This window comes from Brevibacillus sp. AG, from assembly GCF_028369215.1.
Lineage (GTDB): Bacteria > Bacillota > Bacilli > Brevibacillales > Brevibacillaceae > Brevibacillus > Brevibacillus porteri.
In genome coordinates, this window is record NZ_JAQMYO010000007.1 from 255,014 (window position 1) to 273,539 (window position 18,526).

Genomic DNA, 18,526 nt, shown 5'->3' on the forward strand with positions numbered 1-18,526 from the left:
CGTCTGATACCGACTTTCGCACGCCAAAAAGAGCTTCCCGTCTCTCTTGACTGGAAGCTCTTTTTGCATGTGTGCCACTCTCGTTACATCACGATTTTTCTTGCCGCGTTGACGAACATTTTCACGCCGACTTCGAGCGCCTCCTCGTCGATTGTAAAACGTGGATGGTGGTGCGGATAAGTGATACCTTTTTCTTTGTTTCCGGCAGCGACGTAGAAGAAGCAGCCTGGCGCTTTTTGTTGGAAGGCGGAGAAATCCTCACCACCCATGGTTGGGCGCATATGCTCTACCCATTCTGCTCCCAGTGATTCTTCGACGACCTCTTCCATCAATTTCGTCACTTCGGCATCGTTGATAACTGGGCGATAGCCAAATTCGTACTTGAACTTGTACCCCGCGCCGTGTGCTTCTGTAATGCCTTTGATCACGCGTTCCATGAGTCCAGGAACGGACTCGCGCAGATTTTTGTCAAAGCTGCGGACTGTCCCGCAAATCTCTACAGCACCCGGAATGACGTTATGTGTCGTTCCCCCCACAAATTGTGTGACAGAGAGAACAAGATTATCGAGCGGATCCGCATTGCGGGATACGATGTGCTGGAGGTTAGTCACCACTTGTGATGCAATCGCGATGCTGTCGATCGTTTCATGCGGAAGCGCCGCATGTCCGCCTTTACCAAGAACGGTGATCCAGAATGTATCAGGAGCTGCCATCATTGGACCTGGGCAGATACCCACTGTCCCAAACTCCATCGTCGACCACAGATGCGTACCAATCACCATGTCTACGCCGTCCATGACACCTGCCTGTACCATTTCCTCCGCTCCGCCTGGGTATACTTCCTCTGCGTGCTGAAAGAAGAAACGAACCTCTCCCTTGATCTGATCCTTCATCCCGGACAGCAGCTTTGCCGTTCCGAGCAGCATGGAAGTATGTCCATCGTGTCCGCACGCATGCATGACGCCAGGATTTTTCGATACGAATTCAAACGTATTCTCTTCCGTAATCGGCAATGCGTCCATGTCAGCGCGCATGGCGAGCACTTTTCCGGGCTCGGAACCGATTAATCTGGCCATCACACTATTTTTCGTCGGTCTAGACACTTCCAGATTGCCAAAGGTAAGCAGTGTCTCGTATACAAACTGTGCTGTTTTTTCTTCATGGAAGGATAATTCAGGGTTCTCGTGCAAATAGCGTCTCCACGCGATTACCTTATCCTTGATTTCTTCGACCGCCTTATTAAGCGTTACCACTGCCGTTGCTGTCATGCCGCTCTCCTCCTGATTTACGTGGCTCCCCCACTTACTATTTCTTATGCCTATTTTGCTAAGGATAAAACGGTGCGGTACAGTACTTGAGCTCCGTTCGCACAATCCTCTTTTGTCGTGAACTCTGCCGGGTTGTGGCTAATGCCGTCCTTGGAACGAGCGAAAATCATGCCAACCGGGCACAGCTCAACTAGTTGCATGCAATCATGCCCTGCGCCACTCGGTAGTCTAAATGCTTCCAAGCCTTCTGCCGCACACGCTTTGGCTACAGCATTCTGGATATCGTCCGAGCATACAGCAGGAGCTATGCGTTGCAGCAGCTCTACTTTCAATGTCACATTGCGCTCAGCACAGATCGCTTTTGCCTGTTCGTAAATGCGCTGCTCCACTTCATCGCGGATCGCTTCATCCACGTCGCGCAGATCAAGCGAAAACTCGACGCGTCCAGGAATGACATTCACTCCGCCTGGAAATGCTTGCAGCCTTCCAACCGTCCCGACACTGGTACCAGTCCGTCCCGCTTCTTCCTCGATAGCAAGCATCACCTGAGCGGCTGCTGCCATCGGATCACGACGCAAATTCATTGGCGTTGCCCCAGCATGACCGGCTTCTCCCTCTAGCACGAAATTCAACCAGAGCGGACCCGCCACTCCTGTCACGATCCCGACAGATAGCCCGCGGCTCTCTAGAACCTTGCCTTGCTCGATATGTAGCTCCACATACGCTTTCACACTTCCGGGAGTTCTCGCCGCGAGACTGGTGCGGTCCGGATCAAGCCCCGTTTTCCGCATTGCTTCAGCAATCGTGACCCCATTCTTGTCTGCTTGTTCCAGCTCGTCTCGCTTGATCAGACCCGCGATACCGCGGCTACCGATCATCCCGTAACCAAAACGCGTTCCTTCTTCATCCGTGAACGCGGTGACTTCGATCGGATGCTCTGTTTCGATCCCCTGTTCCTGCATCGTCTGTAAAACTTCTACGCCAGCCAGTACGCCAAGTGGACCGTCATAATCGCCGCCATTTGGTACGGAGTCGATATGCGAGCCAATCAAAACGACAGGAGCGGCCGGATTTTTCCCTTCTTTCCGCCCAATCAAGTTCCCAACCTCGTCTTCGCGAACGGTGAGACCTGCTTCCTTCATAAAGCCTGTGACGAGGTCTTTTGCCGCACGTTCCTCAGGCGTAAAAGACAACCGCGTGATGCCGCCCGCCTCTTGCTTCCCAATGTTGCCAAGCTGTCCCAAACGATCCCACAATCGATCCGAATTGATCATGACGCGCCACTCCTCCTTCTATACAGAGCCAATAACGGTTGATTAACGGTTATGTCCTTAATTGTATAATAGTCTGTCTATTTTGAAAAGGCGGTAGCCATGGACCTCGAAATAAAGTCCTAGACTCCCGCCGCCATTCATTCCGCATGGCAAATCCATCCCCCAAAAAGTCCCGTAGAATGAAACCTGCCTATATTCGTAAAGCCAGCTTCTCGCAATAGCTGTTCGATTTTAGGTTCAGATAGAAAAGAAACTTTTGTCATGATGGTGTTTCCCATCTCTTCTACTTCCGCTGATTCGTATCCCACATCTAAAAAAAAGCTTTTCCATATGTTTAATCTGTTTCGAAGTTCGGCATCATGGCGGTCTCCGTACGCACTAACAAGTACGAAGGGAGCTCCCGGTTTCAAATGCTCCTTAATGGCCCTGAGCAGCTTCAGCTTCTCCTGCTCATCGTTAATGACGTGCAAAACTAATATACAACTCGCCGCATCGTACTTCGAGTCTGCGCCATTGCAAGCATCTCGGCAGAAGGATCGACTCCAGTGAACGTCCATTTTGGGTTAGACGGTCCCCATGCAGAAAGTTCATTTCCCCCGCCCGCACCAATGACGAGCAGTGATGCCGCTTTTTCTCCCAATTGAGCTCGAAAATAGGATTGGACCATCGTGAATAAAAGATCATAGGTGGGAATCGAGATTCGCGTGTTAGCATCGTACGCAAGAACCATTTTGGCGTTGAATGTAATTTCTTCGTTCATAGGTAACCTCCATTGTTTCATTATGTGATACACGAAAAGTATTTCATATAAAGTTTTTATAGATATATAATGTCCGTAATTTTGAAAAAATTGGCGCTGTCCTATCCAATGACTAGGACTCCGTTAGAGTCTGGGGGATACGTTCAGATCAAAGACTTTAGGTGTCCACAATAACCTCCTGGATGCAACTTGTCAAGAAGCTGTCCCACCCCCACCTTTCTTCCTTATTTTCCTTATGGAGATTCTTCTACGTTATAATTGATTTCCTCCAACGCTTCCGCGGCAGTTTGCCTAATATATTCAGTAGGAGAATGTAAGTACGGCTCCATTACTTTTATAAATTTTCGATTTTTTGAACAACCAATGATGGCTAATGCATAAACGAGGATAGCGTCGTCTAGTGTAGGCAGAACGTTTGCTAATGGATCCCATTCTACATTTCTTGCGATTCCTTGAAAGGTTACTGCAATCATAAGTAGATGAAACAAACTTTCTTTTACAACAAAGTTTTCTTCTGCAATTGCAAGGTCTAAGGCATACTCTGTAAATGTTATAACGTCATTCGGGTTATGGGTTCCATACTCCAGCAAATCACCAATATCACCCAATCTGAGATGTAAATCTTCCCTTCTATTTAGGAATAATCTTTTCAGGTAAGTAACGTCAATCATGTTAACCTTCCTCAATTCCCCTTCCAAATGCCGGATCGTCTCTACTCGGTCCTGTTCCTCTTGCTCATCAAACAAGAGCTGCTCTAGCAGTTCATATATATCTTCCCATATACGTCGAATTTGATAGAACTCCAGCGCTTTCCGATTAATCACATAATTTGTATGTGTCTTTCGATAGGTAGCCATAAACTCTTCAAAAAAAGGCTGATCTACCAAAAACATCAGATCGGCTTCTACTGGAGCCAGCTTCAATCCTTCCCAGTCTATGAGTATGAGCTGTTGACCAGAATGCATCAGGTTCCAGTTGTGAATGTCCGTATGGCAAAGTTTCATTTTTACCTCACTGCCTCGCAATTCCTCTGCAATCATCTCCAAATTATTCATGTTGGTAGCCAGTATGTTGGTAAAAGGTTTGACGATTTCATCCACATCATCAGGCAGAAGGTGGATATCTTCGTTCAGCATTTCTCTAAACTGCTTGGCAAATGGGATACGGAAGTCTTCCTTGATGGCGGCCGTACTGACCGGGATTTCTTCTCCGTACAAATGCAACTCCGCTATGATTTCTGCTAGCTGGCGAACTTGCAACGAGTTTAACGCTTGGTTCCCAATGGTTTTCCCCTCAATATAGGCAAACAGTTGATAGATGCCCATGTCGTCTTCATGTTTATACGCTGCGGTTCTAGTCAGCAGTGGAACTGGAATTTTGCCTTGTAGTCTGGTTTGGCGTGATAGCCACTGGATAATGGGAACATACTTGTCGATCAGCGCTGTCCACTTGGGCGTAGATGCTCTGCTTTTTTCATAGACCTTCAAAAAATAGGATTGCTGGTCGCTGATGACTTTATAAGCAAGCGCCGACCATCCTCCTTGCTGAGGGGTAACATCAACAGCGTCTATATCATAATGGTGTCTCAATATGGTTTTGAAATGATCCATGTGGTACTCCTTTCTAACTTCGTATACACCCGCGACTAATTATCACCAACATACAAAAAATTGCCTTGCCCCACAATAGGAGCAAGGCAATTTTTAATAGTATGACAAATATTTCGTATCACAAAATATTTTAGTGATTATTGCACACCAATTGCATCATACGCATCTCTTACTGATTCTACTTGTTGGGAATTATCACCGAATAGAACTGTCGCGGATTGAATCGCTGCTTGTCGCATAGCTGAGAAGTTAGAGTTTGGATTGAGGTAGTTTGTTAGTGCGTAGTAGTAGATTTTTGCTGTGTCATCTCGTCCAATCCCTGTGACCGTTACACCGAAGTGTGTGCCACCCTCTGCCAGGAGATATGCCGCTTTGTTGTTGATTCCGCTGTTAATGTGTACGCCTCCCTTGTCATTTGGACCCATGTATCGATTGCTGTAGTGGTCAGGATCGCCAGCAATGGTTGGATCTTCGAGAGAGCGTAGTGCGTCTCCAGGCGTTCCTGGTGTGTATACATCTTCACCTATTAGCCAATCGTCATTATCAACCATCGCCCCGAAGATATCAGACATGGATTCGTTCAGTGCTCCTGACTCGTTTTCATAGATCAGACCGGCTGTTCGTTCTGTGACACCGTGAGTTAATTCATGAGCAACGACATCCAAGCCAGCGGACAATGAGCCGAATCTGCGTCCATCTCCATCCCCGTATGTCATTTGCACACCGTTCCAGAATGCGCGGTTATCGTTTCTACCATAATGGACTGTGGAGATGATTTTCGCACCCTTGTTGTCAAAGCTGTTGCGGTTATGTGCGTTTTTGTAGTAATCGTAGGTTGCCTGAGCATAAGCATGAGCGTCGACTAGTGCTCCATCTGTCCAGTTGTTATCCGAGTCAGAACCTAGAGTACCAGGTTGGGTATATCTGTTTTGTGCATTGTACGTCTCAATTCCCTTGCCGCGCGTCGTATCTTTCGCCGTATAGTTGGTATTGCTTACTTTCGTTACTTCAAACGATTTGGTGTCACCTAGTACTCCTGTACCCGTCCCTGTAATCTCATGGAGCATATTGTATTTGTTAATCACATCACCCGAATGCGCATCGATGAAATACTTCCAACGGCCTGGTAGCGGATCGAGGAAATTCAGTTCCACTTCATAAGCCAAATACGATTCATCTTCGTGGATGTAGATATAGAGGTTTCCTTTTGGCTTTACCTCGAACTTCTCCACTTTTTCGTCAATCTCATCCTCCAAATCCTTAATAGCCTCTTTTACTGCCTTATCTGCCTTGAGCTTTGGTTTTTTCGTCAGCTTATCGTTATCTGCCAAGTTAGGTGCGTAATTCCCGAGGAATGCCGTTACATTTCCATCCTCGTTTACGTGAATCGTCTGCTGATAACCATAGACCGGGATACCTTCGTACATTTCTTGTACGCGGTAGTGAGTCATGTCTGTCTCTCTGTCTGTCACTTCATCTAGCACTTTAAAGTGGTCTCTCACTTCTCCGTCAATGCGGAAGGAATCTTGATGTTGCTCTAGGAATCCCCAAACTTTGTCTTCGCCATCCAGATCTTCTGCCTCGAACTCTTCTCCGATAAATTCGGGGGTATCCCACTCAGCGCTAAAGACGATACTTTCGGATTCGGCCTGCGCAGCTAGCGGTAGGAAGGTGGATGTACCTAATGCGAAGCTGAGTGTTACTGCAAATACCGATTTTTTCATACTTGTTAAACCCCTTCTTGGAAAATATTGTTTTTTATGTAAATTCATAGCTTTTTATATCTTTTATTATTTATCATAATTCTGAATTTGAAAACTATTTTTTGTGAATTTATTACAATTACATTTCCCTGCGTAGATGCACTGCTGTCTCAACATACAAAAAACTGCCTTGCCCCACAATAGGAGCAAAGCAATTTTTCAAATAGTATGACAAATATTTCGTGTAACAAAATACTTTATTTGATTATTGCACTCCAATTGCATCATACGCATCTTTTACTGATTCTACTTGTTGGGAATTAGCACCGAAAAGAACTGTTGCGGATTGAATAGCTGCTTGTCGCATAGCGGAGAAATTAGAGTTTGGATTGAGGTAGTTTGTTAGGGCGTAGTAGTAGATTTTTGCTGTGTCATTGCGACCAATGCCTGTGACTGTTACACCGTGGTGTGAACCACCCTCTGCGAGGAGATATGCTGCTTTGTTATTGATACCGCTGTTAGTGTGTACGCCTCCGTTGTCATTTGGACCTGTGTAGCGATCGCTATAGTGGTCAGGATCACCAGCAACTGTTGGATCTTCGAGAGAGCGCAGTGCGTCTCCAGGCGTTCCTGGTGTGTATACATCTTCACCCATGAGCCAATCATCGTTGTCAATCATTGCCCCGAAGATGTCAGAGATGGATTCATTTAACGCACCGGACTCATTTTGATAGATCAGATTAGCTGTTTTTTCTGTAACGGCATGTGTCAATTCATGTGCGACGACATCCAAGCCAGCAGACAATGGGCGGAATACGCTGCCATCTCCATCCCCGTATACCATTTGCACGCCGTTCCAGAATGCGTTGTTGTAGTTGCTACCGTAATGGACAGTAGAAATCAATTTCGCACCGTTGTTGTCATAGCTGTTGCGGTTATGTGCACTTTTGTAGTAATCGTAGGTTTTCTGTGCATAGGCATGCGCGTCTACAAGTGCTCCATCTGTCCATTTGTTATCGGTATCAGAGCCAAGCGTGCCTGGGAGGGTGTATCTGTTCCGTGCATTGTACGTCTCAATTCCCTTACCGCGAGTCGTATCTTTCGCCGTGTAGTTTGTATTGCTTACTTTCGTTACTTCGAAGGACTTAGAGTCACCAAGTACCCCCGTACCCGTTCCTGTAATCTCATGGAGCATATTGTATTTGTTAATCACGTCACCAGTGTTTGCATCGATGAAATACTTCCAACGCCCTGGCTGCGGATCGAGGAAATTCAGCTCCACTTCGTAAGCCAAATACGATTCATCTTCGTGGATGTAGATATAGAGGTTCCCTTTTGGCTTCACCTCGAACTTCTTCACTTCTTTGTCAATCTCATCCTCCAAATCCTTGATGGCCTCTTTGACCGCTTTATCTGCTTTGAGTTTTGGTTTTTTCGTCAGCTTATCGTTATCTGCCAAGTTAGGTGCGTAGTTTCCGAGGAATGCCGTTACATTTCCATCCTCGTTTACGTGAATCGTCTGCTGATAACCATAGACGGGGATGCCTTCGTACATTTCTTGTACGCGGTAGTGAGTCATGTCTGTCTCTCTGTCTGTCACTTCATCAAGCACTTTAAAGTGATCTCTCACTTCTCCGTCAATGCGGAAGGAATCTTGATGTTGCTCCAGGAATCCCCAAACTTTGTCTTCGCCATCCAGATCTTCTGCCTCGAACTCTTCTCCGATAAATTCGGGGGTATCCCACTCAGCGCTATAGACGATGCTTTCGGATTCGGCCTGCGCAGCTAGCGGCAGGAATGTAGAACTACCTAATGCGAAGCTGAGTGTTACTGCAAAAACCGATTTTTTCATACTTGTTAACTCCTCCTTGGAAAATATTGTTTTTTATGTAAGTTCATAGTTGTTTACATCTCTTATTATTTGTCATAAATGTGAATTTGAGAACAATTTTTTAACGACAAAAAAATCATTTCCCGAAAGAAATGATTAATTGGTAAATTTATTACAATTGCGCTTGCCATACGATCCGATACACCTTGCGCGGTCTGCCCCGCGGGTGCGGGTTTTCTTCCCTGATCACCTGCGCGAGTCCCTTTGACTCCAGTTCAATCAGGATGCGTCTGGCGCTTCGTGGCAAAATTTGTAGATACGAGGCTAATTCTGTCGCATGAATTTCCTGAGAGCCTCGCTTTTTGAGTATGGAGTAGAGCTTGGCGAGCGTCATGACACTGAGAGAGGTAAGCTGGCTGAGCTCTTGCAGCTTTTCTGAGTCGTACCGATAGGTGATCTGTTCCGCACGACCAAGCGGCCCTACGACACTTTTGTCATCAAAGAAGACCATCCAGTTTCCTGTACCGCGCTCTTTGGCGTGCAGCAAAGCCGCGCCACCGTGGATTTCTGCTTCATAAGCGGTCTTACCGATCCCGATTCCGCACGTCACCAGATCAGCACGAATGCCGAACAGCTCTTCCAAATCCGGCATGGTCGCATAGTCACGAGTCACTTCTTGCAGGTTACCCCGCGTTGTAAAAATGACGTATCGCCCGGGACCTGCTGTCTTCAGTGAGCCTTGCAAATACTTCGCGTAGCGCAACAGCTTTTCCATCGTCTTGATCTCAGCATTTTGCCATTCATCTGTGGAAAAGTTGCCACCGGCAAGCTCACGAAATGGATCGATCTCCATCATCTGCACGGCAATTTGGGTATCTTTGAAGTGAAGCATTTCGTGCGTACGCAAAAGCATGTGAATAACCGAAATCACGCCTGCACGTGTCGGCACGACCCGTTGTACAGGGACATCTCTACGAGCCAGCTCTACATCTGCTGTCCGCAAACAGGTGACAGCCACCTTTGTTTTGCCTGCCCTCCAAAGCTGTTCGTGGTAATCGGCCAGTTCATCGGCTGAGATTGCTCCCTCATAATGCTTGAGCCATTTGTAACCACCAGCGATACCCGCTTCGTCCATAAAATGCTCCAGTTCTTCTGGTGAAAATGTATCAAAGCTCACTTCATCCACTCGAATTCCCAATTGATGGGACAGATGAAGCAAGGTTCTGTACAAGCTCGCACCAAGATGAGGCACATAAGCCATCGGCACTTGGACCTTGCCTGACTCGCTCACCATGGCATAAGGGACCTGTCCGGAGAAAAGCCACATATCCACCTCATCCACATGCGGCAAGATCAGATCGAGGATTTCTTCTTCTTTCCAATAGACAATCGGCAAGTATTCAATTTCGGGAAACTCTCGCATGACTGATTCGATGATGACAAGTGAATCATCCGCGCCTATTACGCCTAGTCGCAGCTTCAACAAAATTCCCTCTTTCACACCAATCTCTTCCTACTTGTGGACTGCTTCTGTGATCAATAAACAACTTTTTAAACAACCACTACTAGGATAACATACTCCCTTTCTTTTTCTCATCGGGGGATCACTTTACCTGCTGCCTCCCCAATTCGGTGTGCCGCGTATAAAACAGGGATGATCAGCAAGCTGTACGGCAACGTGCTCCATATCAACGGCCACGACGCAAGCCCAGCCTCAAGCAATCGATCATACGTATACAAACTATATGGCAAAACGAAGGCCACAGCCGTCACCACACCAGGTGTGTACGTGCGAAAGACAACGGTATGACCAACATGCATGAAAACATGGAGAAACATCACATGCAGACAAACTAGAAAAAACGGGAGGTACGTTCCAGTCGAAAGCGTCGTGACAGTCAGGATCACCGCTACCGATAAAACGGCGAAAATACAAGAGACTGCGACCGCAAATTGCGCTGTACTCATCGAAAGCGAAGGCTCCATCATCTTCATTAGCCGTTCTGGCACTGTCTGTCTAATGAGGTCTTTTTTTACTCGCACCCAACCTTCTACCATCACGATCTCCTCGAAATCATGAACCATGAAAACGACTAAAAACAGCCAAATCAGATGTGACAGCTCCAGCATACAAGCACCCTCTTCCTATTCGTTTGCCTGCAAAATTCCATATGCCAAAAAAGATACTGCGTCGTCCGCAAGCTGCTCCGCTGTTTTCTCGCCCGTCAGCAAATACCGCGTCGTCATACGGTCTACGACTGCGATCATTGCCTCTGCCGCCACCTCCACAGACAACTCGACACGGACGTGCCCAGCACTCTGATTTTTTCGCAGGTTGACAGCAACAATTGAAGCCAGCTTACGATGCAGCTCTTCGCCCTCTTCCGCCTGATACAGTACGATCCGGGTCAAATCAGGCTGCTCATGAAAAAATCGGAACAAGGCGAGCAGATTCTCCCGTACTTGACCGAGGACATCTGCCTTCGTCAAGACCGTTACCTTCTGACCGCTGTCCGCCAATTCCCACAGCTTGGTGGTAAATGTGTCCGTCAACTGCTGATACAAGCCTTCCTTGCTGTCGAAATACTGGTAAAACGACGCCTGTGTCAGGCCTGCTGCTTTCACGATGTCACTCACCCGTGTACGATGGAAGCCTTTTGCCGCGAACTCAGAAGCTGCCGCCGCAAGTAACCGACCGCGACTCTGCTCCCCTTTCGACAATTTGTCATTGGTCATTTTCTCACCCCAAAAGTAACTCAAAAGTTATATAACTCTTAAGTTACTTTTACATCTTTTGGATTTTCTTGTCAATACCCACTTGCTTTTTTATTCCACTCTATGTAAAATGTTTGCTCAAAGGGTATCATTTGATGGCAATGAGGAAGAAGAGTAGTCATTTTTCGAGACTTCAGAGAGCTGATGGTTGGTGCGAATCAGTGTTAAGGAAATGATGAATGGGCTTCCGAGCTCCAAACCGAACCCGCTCTCATGGCGGCAGTAGGCTTTGGCGTTACGTCCGTACGTTACAATGGACACCGTATCAAGCTGTCTGACACAGAAACGGTACGGGTTAAAGAGATTTTGCGTATAGATGATTCTGTACGTGAAATAACAAGGGTGGCACCACGGTTCATTCGTCCCTGTCCAGGGCGGATGGACCTTTTTGTATTCTAAAGCGGACATTCAAAAAATCGACTTTTGATCACGAAGTAGTCCTGAAAGCTTATGCGGCATCGAAAATGGCGTTCACCTTCGAAGTCCGGTGCTCATGTAGGTCTCCTACATTCCGCTCCTCCTTCTTCAGCTTCTCGCCATTTTCTCGGTGCTGAAAAGTCGACTTTTTGAACTCAACTTTCTAAACTCGCATCTAACATTGAAAGGAGCAACTTTCCCATGAAAACCATCTTTTCCGGCATTCAACCGAGCGGCATTTTGACACTCGGCAACTACTTGGGCGCGATGAAGCACTTCGTTCCGCTTCAAGATCAGTTCAACTGCTTTTACTGCATCGTAGACCAGCATGCGATCACCGTTCCACAGGAGCCTGCTGTCCTGCGCGAAAACATCCGTCGTCTCGCGGCTCTCTATTTGTCCGTTGGCCTCGATCCGAACAAAATGACGCTGTTCGTCCAATCGGAAGTACCGGCTCATGCCAAGCTCGGCTGGATCATGCTGTGTACCTCTTACTTGGGTGAATTGGAGCGCATGACCCAATTCAAGGACAAATCCGATGGACGCGGCGAATCCATTCCAGGCGGTCTGCTGGCTTATCCTCCATTGATGGCTGCTGATATTTTGCTGTACGGCACTGATTTCGTCCCTGTGGGCGAGGACCAGAAGCAGCATCTGGAGCTGACTCGTGATTTAGCCGCTCGTTTTAATAACCGTTATGGTGACATTTTCACCATTCCAGAAGTTCGCCTGCCGGAGACTGGCGCACGCATCATGTCCCTTGCTGAAGGCACCAAGAAAATGAGTAAATCCGATCCAAACCAAGGCGCCTTCATCTCCATGCTGGATGATGCAGACACCATCACGAAAAAAATCAAGCGCGCGCAAACGGATTCCGACAGCGTTGTGCGTTATGACAAAGCAGAAAAGCCTGCTGTCTCTAACCTCATGACCATCTACTCCCTCTGCTCCGGAAAAACTCTGGATGAGATCGAAGCGATGTACGAGGGTAAGGGTTACGGCGCATTCAAAACCGAGCTGGCAGAAGTTGTCGTAGAAACATTGCGTCCGATTCAAGAACGCTTCGAGCAGCTGTTCCACTCCTCTGAGCTGGATGATATCCTGACTGCCGGGGCAGACAAAGCGAATAAGGTCGCGAACGAGATGCTGTACAAAGTTGAAAAAGTGATGGGGATGGCACGTATCTAATCCATTTCCACAACAAAAAACGGGCTGGGAAGCTATCTCCCAACCCGTTTTTTCTCTTGCTACTTAACCGCAACGGTTACATTGGCTGTCTTGCCAGCATAGCTGATCGTGATGGTTACTCTCGTCTTTGGTTTGGCATCCTCCAAAACGAGAATCCGACCTGTTTCATCCACCTCTACCTGATCGGGCTTGCTCGATTTGAACTCGATTCCTTTTGCATCCGTAACGTCTTCTTCTGCATCGTTCCCGAGAATAGCTGTAACCTCGAGCTGTGCTTCCTCACCCTGTGCTAGTTTGAGAGACTTCGGTTTGATCTCGATCCTTTTCAGGGCAGTCTCACCGACTACATAAGAGGAAGCCGTCACTACTGTAAAGATCCCTACATCGCCTTCTTTTACCACTTTGACTGGTTTTCCTTTCAGTCCTATAGCTGGCCTCCACATATTACTTCGGTACGAGTAGGCTTGGAGCTTTTCGCTTGCATCTTCAGCGATTGCTAGCCCGAGTGTAAAGCCTGTTTTTCCGAGGCTTGTCAGCTTTTTACCCTTGCTCCACGCTTGCAATTGATAAGCTTCACCCGGGTTCGGCACGCCCTTCCAGCCGTTTTCATTTGCTTTTGTCAGAGAGAGGGCAAACTCTCGTGCACGCTCAGCAGCAAAGTATGCCCCCGGCACCTCTACCCATGCTTCGCTGTCCAAAGTTACACGGATGCCTACCTCTTTTTTCTTCAATTGTTCAACCAGCTGCTGTTCCAGCGTCACCGTCGGATCAGATTCTTCCTTGCGAGAACGCGTGTCGCTCGCATCGTCATCGCTTTCTTCCACCTGAATGAACAACACCGGAACAAAGCCGATTTTTTCTTTCACGGACTCGATTGCTTTCATGAATTCCCCGAGTATGTCCAAAAGTTCATCTACTTGTTCGTCATCTGCCTTGATCTCATCCCCATCTTCAATGACGACAGTGCCAAGCTTTTTCAAAAGCTTTTCTGCCAGTGTACGGACATGCTTGGCTACCTCTTTGGAATTATCCTTTTCATCGAGCGGCTCCAGCGCTGTTTTCGCCAAGCTCGTCAAGGAGGCAAGTGCCAGACGGGCAATCTCTTCATCCTCGATGCCCTCTTCTGTGAGCGGGTCAAATGCTTTGTCCAAAAAGCTCTTCGTCACATCTTGGAGTGCCTCTTCGCTGATGGTTCCTCGCTCGGCCTGCTCAGCCACTGCCTCGAGTACAGTCGCGATCGTATCAGTGACTGTCTCCCATTTCTCAGTCTGCGTCCACTGCTGGGCATCTAGAAGTTTTTCCAGATGGCTGAGTACTTGATCCACCTGTCCTAAAATGGCGTTCTCCTCGTTACTTGCAGAGATGACCTGAGCTGCTTGCTTATTCAAATCTCGCTGCGAGTCCGGTGTCGGCGTTCTGTCCGGCGGTGTAACTGGCGGTGGTGAGTCCGGCTTGGCTGGAACCTGCACCGTCAATGCTTTCGTCACTGCTGTCGATTGGTCGGATGTTCGTGTGACCTCCAAAATCAGGTCTACATTCGTCTGGCGATTTGGCGGCGTAATTTTGCCGTCCTGCGCAATGATCGCTGGATCACTAGACGACTTGATCGCGATGGTAAAGCCTGAAGGTACTTCTGGCAGCTTCAAGCGCGTCTCACCCGCTGCTGGCTGTGTGAGCTGCGTGATGCTTTCTGCCACTTCTTGTGCTGTTCTTTCCGGCGTGCCACGATCCTTCAAGTCCAGCTGTACAAGGACAGGATTATGATCACTCACGCGTCCCTCTCTCTCAGTCAAGCCAGCGTTGATGTGAACGATATCAACCTTCGTGTCGTCCTCCAAATGGTTGCTGACCAAAATTTGATCCAAGACTTGGGAGTTCCCTTGGTACACGTACGTATACTGCTCACCCTTTGGCAGTGTCTCCACCATATTGGTCAAAACGCCATCTGCCAATTCCTGCACCGGATTCGAAAACGGGAAATCGTTGAGATCACCCAGCACCACAACATTTGCTTTCGCTTCCGCCGCATGGATTTCTTTTACAAAGTTGTTTAACACACGGGCAATTTTCATGCGTTGTACTTCACTCACCAACTGTGGCGGCTGATCTTTTCCAAACAGCGCTTGATCTCCACCCTTGGAGTTGAAATGGTTGGCGATGACAATGACAGGCTCGCCTTGGAAAACGAATTCCGCAGCCAGTGGCTTACGGCTCGAAGCAAACGCCTCGTTGGTCGGATCTACCCGCCCTGGATTGAGAGAAAGATGCGCCACGCCATCTCTTTTCTCGATTTGCACCGCATCTGTCGCACTTCCTGGCGTTCCTTCTGCCAGCTGTACCCGTTCTGGATTGTAGAAGAAACCAACACGGATGTTTCCTCCTGGCTGTCCACCATCTTGATTGTTCTGTGGCGCAATATCGGTGTATCGGTAAGTCGGGCCGTTTTTGCTTTCAATTGCTTTGATCAATGCGTCCGCAGACTGTGTAGCATCTGTTTGCCCATTGTCCGTTGGCCCATTATTGTCCTGCATTTCCACCACACCGATGATATCCGGTCCCTTCATGTTGTCCACAATCGTCTCGGCGATGCGATTGATTTTGGCAGAATCGGTATTAGCCGAAAAATTCTCGATGTTGTACGAAGCGATTGTCAGCTTGTCTTCCTTTGGGGAAATACTCGTCACTGGCTGCTCGTAATGGCTTGCCTGTACCGTAAATGGTTTTGTATGGAACAGCTTGTAATTCGCAAAGCTGTAGTCAATGATGCCTACCAGTGGGCCGTCAAATTTGTCGCCGACTTTTACCTCTCCGGCAATCGATTCGAGTTTATCCGATACCGTGATACGCTCAGGGTGAAAATCATTTGCCGCTAGCACCACTCCACCGGCTGGTGTACGTGGCTGACTCGGATGGGCTTGATCATCGATGACGACAAATTCCGTTGCACGTGGATTGGTAAATGTCTTGGTTTCGCCAACTACGATTGGATTGTCAATCTGCACCAGCATGCCTTCGAGACTTTCCCAGAAGTCGATGCCGTCTTGGTCTGGATCGAATTTACCGAGACTATCGTTGTCAATGATTCCTTTCGGATATTCATAGTTGTCCTTGCCCAGGATGAGTGGGTCTGGGAGTGCCTTTCTAGCGCCGATCACAACGTTGGTCGCATCAATTTGCGTCTGCGTGAGGTCTGTACCCGCTCTGTTCGATGGCACGTATTCCTTGACGGTTCCGCTAACGGTTACTTCATCGCCCGGGCTGACCGCTGCTTTTGGCTCGTAAACATAAATACCTTCCGAGGTAAATGGATCTGCGTCCGGTTGCGGGTCTTGCATATAAAAGCCTTGTACATTGCTGCCGCTTCTGACGATAGCCGTTACGATTCCCGGAACATTATTCACTGTTCCATCGGCCATCGATGATCGGTGCGACGTTCCTTGAATGTCATGAATGCGAATGTTTTCTTTTTGAATGACATAGTGGAAGGTCGCTACATTGCTGTCTGTGTAACCATCCTTGACGGCTATGGCTAAAAGGGACGTATCCGCATCAATCTGGATCGGTCCCGTATACTTGATGCTTCCTCTGCTCGGCGTTGAACCATCTATCGTATAGAAGATCGTGGCGTCAGCCATCGTCGTTGAAAGCGTGACTTTTGTTCCTTGTGTCACCATAGGACCTGCTGGGCTCGCTGTAACCATAGGGACTTTATTCTCGTCCTCTACGAGATCAGCGGCAGTGCGCGGAACCAGCTTGTATTCATTGCGATCGTAGTTGACCACGCCTGTAATAGCGGCATAGCTCTTGTTCACTGGAAGCGGAAGAGTGGCAGCAGGACGAGACACAAACTTGCCGTACTGATCCTCCAGCGTATAATTGCCGCTCGTTACTGATTTGACGGTGACTACTTTTACCGTCACCAGCTTACCTTCCAAAGCCTCTCCTGTAGCAGCCGCAAAATCAGTAGAAGTCACCAGTTGCGGGTTAGGCACGCCAGCCTGCTTCTGCACAATTTCCACGTTGCTAGTAGCTGCTTCGAGCTGTGCCAGCCCATTATAGTCATTCATTTTTCCGGTAGCGCGAATCTTGTCACCTACTTCAATTTTGCCAGTCAATCCTGGCGCACGAAGGACGAGTCCCGCCGTATCGTCTTGGAAATAGACGTTGTTTTGTCCGCCCGCCTCAAACATCGCCGTCACCGTTCCGACGACAATCACGTTCGTTCCTACAGGGGTGTTTCTTGCTTCAGCAATCGTCGTCGAACCCAAAGCTGACTTGGTGATGTTGACTTCCGGGCTCTCAAACGACTTGCCATATTCCCCAGCTATTTGCTGCGTTACGAGAATATGATCCAGCTGATCGATGTTTGGAATTGTAAAGGAAAATGACCCGTTTGCCTGTGCGATTCCTGTTTCTTTATTACTAAGCAAAAGCGGTTGTTTTTGCGGATCGTATGCGCGCAGTATCGCATTCCCTGCTGCCGCTCCAGCTTCTCCTCGCAGCTCGCCCACACCATTCACGGCTTGCAGGCTGACTTTTCCCTGGATCAAAGCTGTGCTGGCTACCGCTGGCCTCAGCTCGATGCTCGTGCTCTCTTTCTTACTCCCTTCCGTTGCAGTCAGATAGACTCCCTGCGCATTTGGATCGGGATTGGTAAAAGTCAGCTCGATTAACCCGGAAGCATCCGAATCTTGTTGTGCCAAAGGAGTGTCGCTACCTGTTCCTGTAGGCTGACTCGCATAAACCTTTATAGTCCGCCCTTGACCGACATAGCCGCGAATTGTTGCTTGTATAGGATCAGTATGATCAAAAATAAGTTCTGTAGCGTTCAGCTTTTCGGTTACATCTGTTGGTAGCGGCGGTTCTACTGGGCTTTGTGCGTTTTTCGGGGTAGGTGCTCCAGTGATAAAATCGTTACCGTTGTTATTGGTATCCCAGCCATTTCCTCCGTTCGGTACGATACCGCTGGCGTCACTTATGCGTTGGGCGCTGGTCGAGTTTGAAGTAGCTGGTGCAGGAGAGTTGCCCTCATATGCATTTGCTCCTCCGTATCCGACCATATCTACAACACCTGGTTGAGAGGATACATCCGCCCCGGTTAAAGGCGTAGCATGGCTAACCAATGCGACCTTTCCTTGTGCTCCAGCCATTGCAAGCGTTCCCGTAACCTCAGGGGCAGGGAGGTCTGCTACACCGCCCGTTCCTGCTGCTTGCTGAATCAAATAAAACCCATAGGGAGCTATGCTTCCTGTCAAATCGGTCTTGTTCCAGCTGGGTCCAGTAGCAGCAGCATACTGAACAGACCACCCTACAAGCGAAACAGCCGTGTCTGTCGGGTTGTACAGCTCAATGAAATCGTTCTTGTAATGGGCGCCAGAATTTCCACCACCCCCATACACCTCACTGATCACCACATGATCAGCTCGCGCGGCTTTTGCCTGTGGCATCCACCCGGTCGGTAAAACAGTTCCCATCATGACCGCGGCTATTAGCGCCAGCTTCGGCCATCTGGAAGCATTTCCTCTTTTTTTCAACATTCTTGCATCATTCCTCCTCACATCATTCGGAAGTATCTACTATGAAATGGTAAACGTATAACCTGAACCTTATGTAAATTTGATGTAAAGTTTGTATAATCCTTCTAAACTTGTAAAAACAAAAACCGCCAAGCTCCATCGTCCTTGGCGGTTTTTCTGTATT

General features: G+C 48.1%; 11 protein-coding genes, 1 pseudogene and 1 other annotated feature. Of the genes and pseudogenes, 1 reads left to right on the forward strand and 11 read right to left on the reverse strand.

The genetic code is table 11. The features are described from left to right. Positions 1–83 precede the first annotated feature (83 nt). From POF51_RS19945 to POF51_RS19990, 10 genes and pseudogenes are all read right to left on the reverse strand, one after another. Positions 84–1,268 (reverse strand): M20 family metallopeptidase, encoded by a 1,185-nt coding sequence (locus POF51_RS19945; protein WP_271755965.1) that lies wholly within the window; start codon positions 1,266–1,268, stop codon positions 84–86. 50 nt (positions 1,269–1,318) lie between these two features. Then, positions 1,319–2,542 carry a Zn-dependent hydrolase gene (locus tag POF51_RS19950; RefSeq protein ID WP_069846155.1) on the reverse strand — a complete coding sequence of 408 codons (1,224 nt, stop codon included), beginning with the start codon at positions 2,540–2,542 and terminating at the stop codon, positions 1,319–1,321. Between the two features lie 137 nt (positions 2,543–2,679). Then, on the reverse strand, positions 2,680–3,099 hold the full coding sequence (locus POF51_RS19955; RefSeq protein ID WP_334312670.1) for a methyltransferase domain-containing protein: 420 nt from the start codon (positions 3,097–3,099) through the stop codon (positions 2,680–2,682). After that, the gene (locus POF51_RS19960) at positions 3,015–3,302 is read right to left on the reverse strand and encodes a class I SAM-dependent methyltransferase (RefSeq protein ID WP_271755967.1); all 288 of its coding nucleotides are present in this window, start codon (positions 3,300–3,302) and stop codon (positions 3,015–3,017) included. Before POF51_RS19960 ends, POF51_RS19955 begins: the two co-directional genes overlap by 85 nt. Positions 3,303–3,973: 671 nt before the next feature. Then, positions 3,974–4,912: pseudogene (locus tag POF51_RS19965) on the reverse strand (aminoglycoside phosphotransferase family protein); the annotation flags it as partial. A 137-nt stretch (positions 4,913–5,049) separates the two neighbouring features. Continuing rightward, positions 5,050–6,636 carry a M4 family metallopeptidase gene (locus tag POF51_RS19970; RefSeq protein WP_271755968.1) on the reverse strand — a complete coding sequence of 529 codons (1,587 nt, stop codon included), beginning with the start codon at positions 6,634–6,636 and terminating at the stop codon, positions 5,050–5,052. A gap of 244 nt (positions 6,637–6,880) precedes the next feature. Further along, a complete protein-coding gene (locus POF51_RS19975; RefSeq protein WP_069846162.1) occupies positions 6,881–8,467 on the reverse strand; it encodes a M4 family metallopeptidase in 1,587 nt (528 codons plus the stop codon). Between the two features lie 151 nt (positions 8,468–8,618). Further along, the gene (locus POF51_RS19980) at positions 8,619–9,947 is read right to left on the reverse strand and encodes an ArsR family transcriptional regulator (protein WP_271755969.1); all 1,329 of its coding nucleotides are present in this window, start codon (positions 9,945–9,947) and stop codon (positions 8,619–8,621) included. A gap of 92 nt (positions 9,948–10,039) precedes the next feature. Beyond that, on the reverse strand, positions 10,040–10,576 hold the full coding sequence (locus POF51_RS19985; protein ID WP_069846165.1) for an HXXEE domain-containing protein: 537 nt from the start codon (positions 10,574–10,576) through the stop codon (positions 10,040–10,042). Positions 10,577–10,591: 15 nt separating this feature from the next. Continuing rightward, entirely contained in the window at positions 10,592–11,182 is a 591-nt protein-coding gene (locus POF51_RS19990; RefSeq protein ID WP_069846167.1) for a TetR/AcrR family transcriptional regulator, read from the reverse strand. A 131-nt stretch (positions 11,183–11,313) separates the two neighbouring features. Next, positions 11,314–11,591, forward strand: a binding site (T-box leader). A 248-nt stretch (positions 11,592–11,839) separates the two neighbouring features. On the opposite strand from POF51_RS19990, the gene trpS reads away from it, so the two are divergent. Further along, the gene (gene trpS, locus POF51_RS19995; protein WP_069846170.1) at positions 11,840–12,826 is read left to right on the forward strand and encodes a tryptophan--tRNA ligase; all 987 of its coding nucleotides are present in this window, start codon (positions 11,840–11,842) and stop codon (positions 12,824–12,826) included. A 59-nt stretch (positions 12,827–12,885) separates the two neighbouring features. On the opposite strand, the gene POF51_RS20000 is transcribed toward trpS, so the two are convergent. Further along, positions 12,886–18,363 (reverse strand): chitobiase/beta-hexosaminidase C-terminal domain-containing protein, encoded by a 5,478-nt coding sequence (locus tag POF51_RS20000; RefSeq protein WP_271755970.1) that lies wholly within the window; start codon positions 18,361–18,363, stop codon positions 12,886–12,888. Positions 18,364–18,526: the final 163 nt, after the last annotated feature.

What these genes read in the sequence shown, in the direction of transcription:
- POF51_RS19945 (WP_271755965.1), bottom strand. Translation starts at nt 1,268, where the DNA reads ATGACAGCAACGGCAGTGGTAACGCTTAATAAGGCGGTCGAAGAAATC.
- POF51_RS19950 (WP_069846155.1), bottom strand. Translation starts at nt 2,542, where the DNA reads ATGATCAATTCGGATCGATTGTGGGATCGTTTGGGACAGCTTGGCAAC.
- POF51_RS19955 (WP_334312670.1), bottom strand. Translation starts at nt 3,099, where the DNA reads ATGGACGTTCACTGGAGTCGATCCTTCTGCCGAGATGCTTGCAATGGC.
- POF51_RS19960 (WP_271755967.1), bottom strand. Translation starts at nt 3,302, where the DNA reads ATGAACGAAGAAATTACATTCAACGCCAAAATGGTTCTTGCGTACGAT.
- POF51_RS19970 (WP_271755968.1), bottom strand. Translation starts at nt 6,636, where the DNA reads ATGAAAAAATCGGTATTTGCAGTAACACTCAGCTTCGCATTAGGTACA.
- POF51_RS19975 (WP_069846162.1), bottom strand. Translation starts at nt 8,467, where the DNA reads ATGAAAAAATCGGTTTTTGCAGTAACACTCAGCTTCGCATTAGGTAGT.
- POF51_RS19985 (WP_069846165.1), bottom strand. Translation starts at nt 10,576, where the DNA reads ATGCTGGAGCTGTCACATCTGATTTGGCTGTTTTTAGTCGTTTTCATG.
- POF51_RS19990 (WP_069846167.1), bottom strand. Translation starts at nt 11,182, where the DNA reads ATGACCAATGACAAATTGTCGAAAGGGGAGCAGAGTCGCGGTCGGTTA.
- trpS (WP_069846170.1), top strand. Translation starts at nt 11,840, where the DNA reads ATGAAAACCATCTTTTCCGGCATTCAACCGAGCGGCATTTTGACACTC.
- POF51_RS20000 (WP_271755970.1), bottom strand. Translation starts at nt 18,363, where the DNA reads ATGTTGAAAAAAAGAGGAAATGCTTCCAGATGGCCGAAGCTGGCGCTA.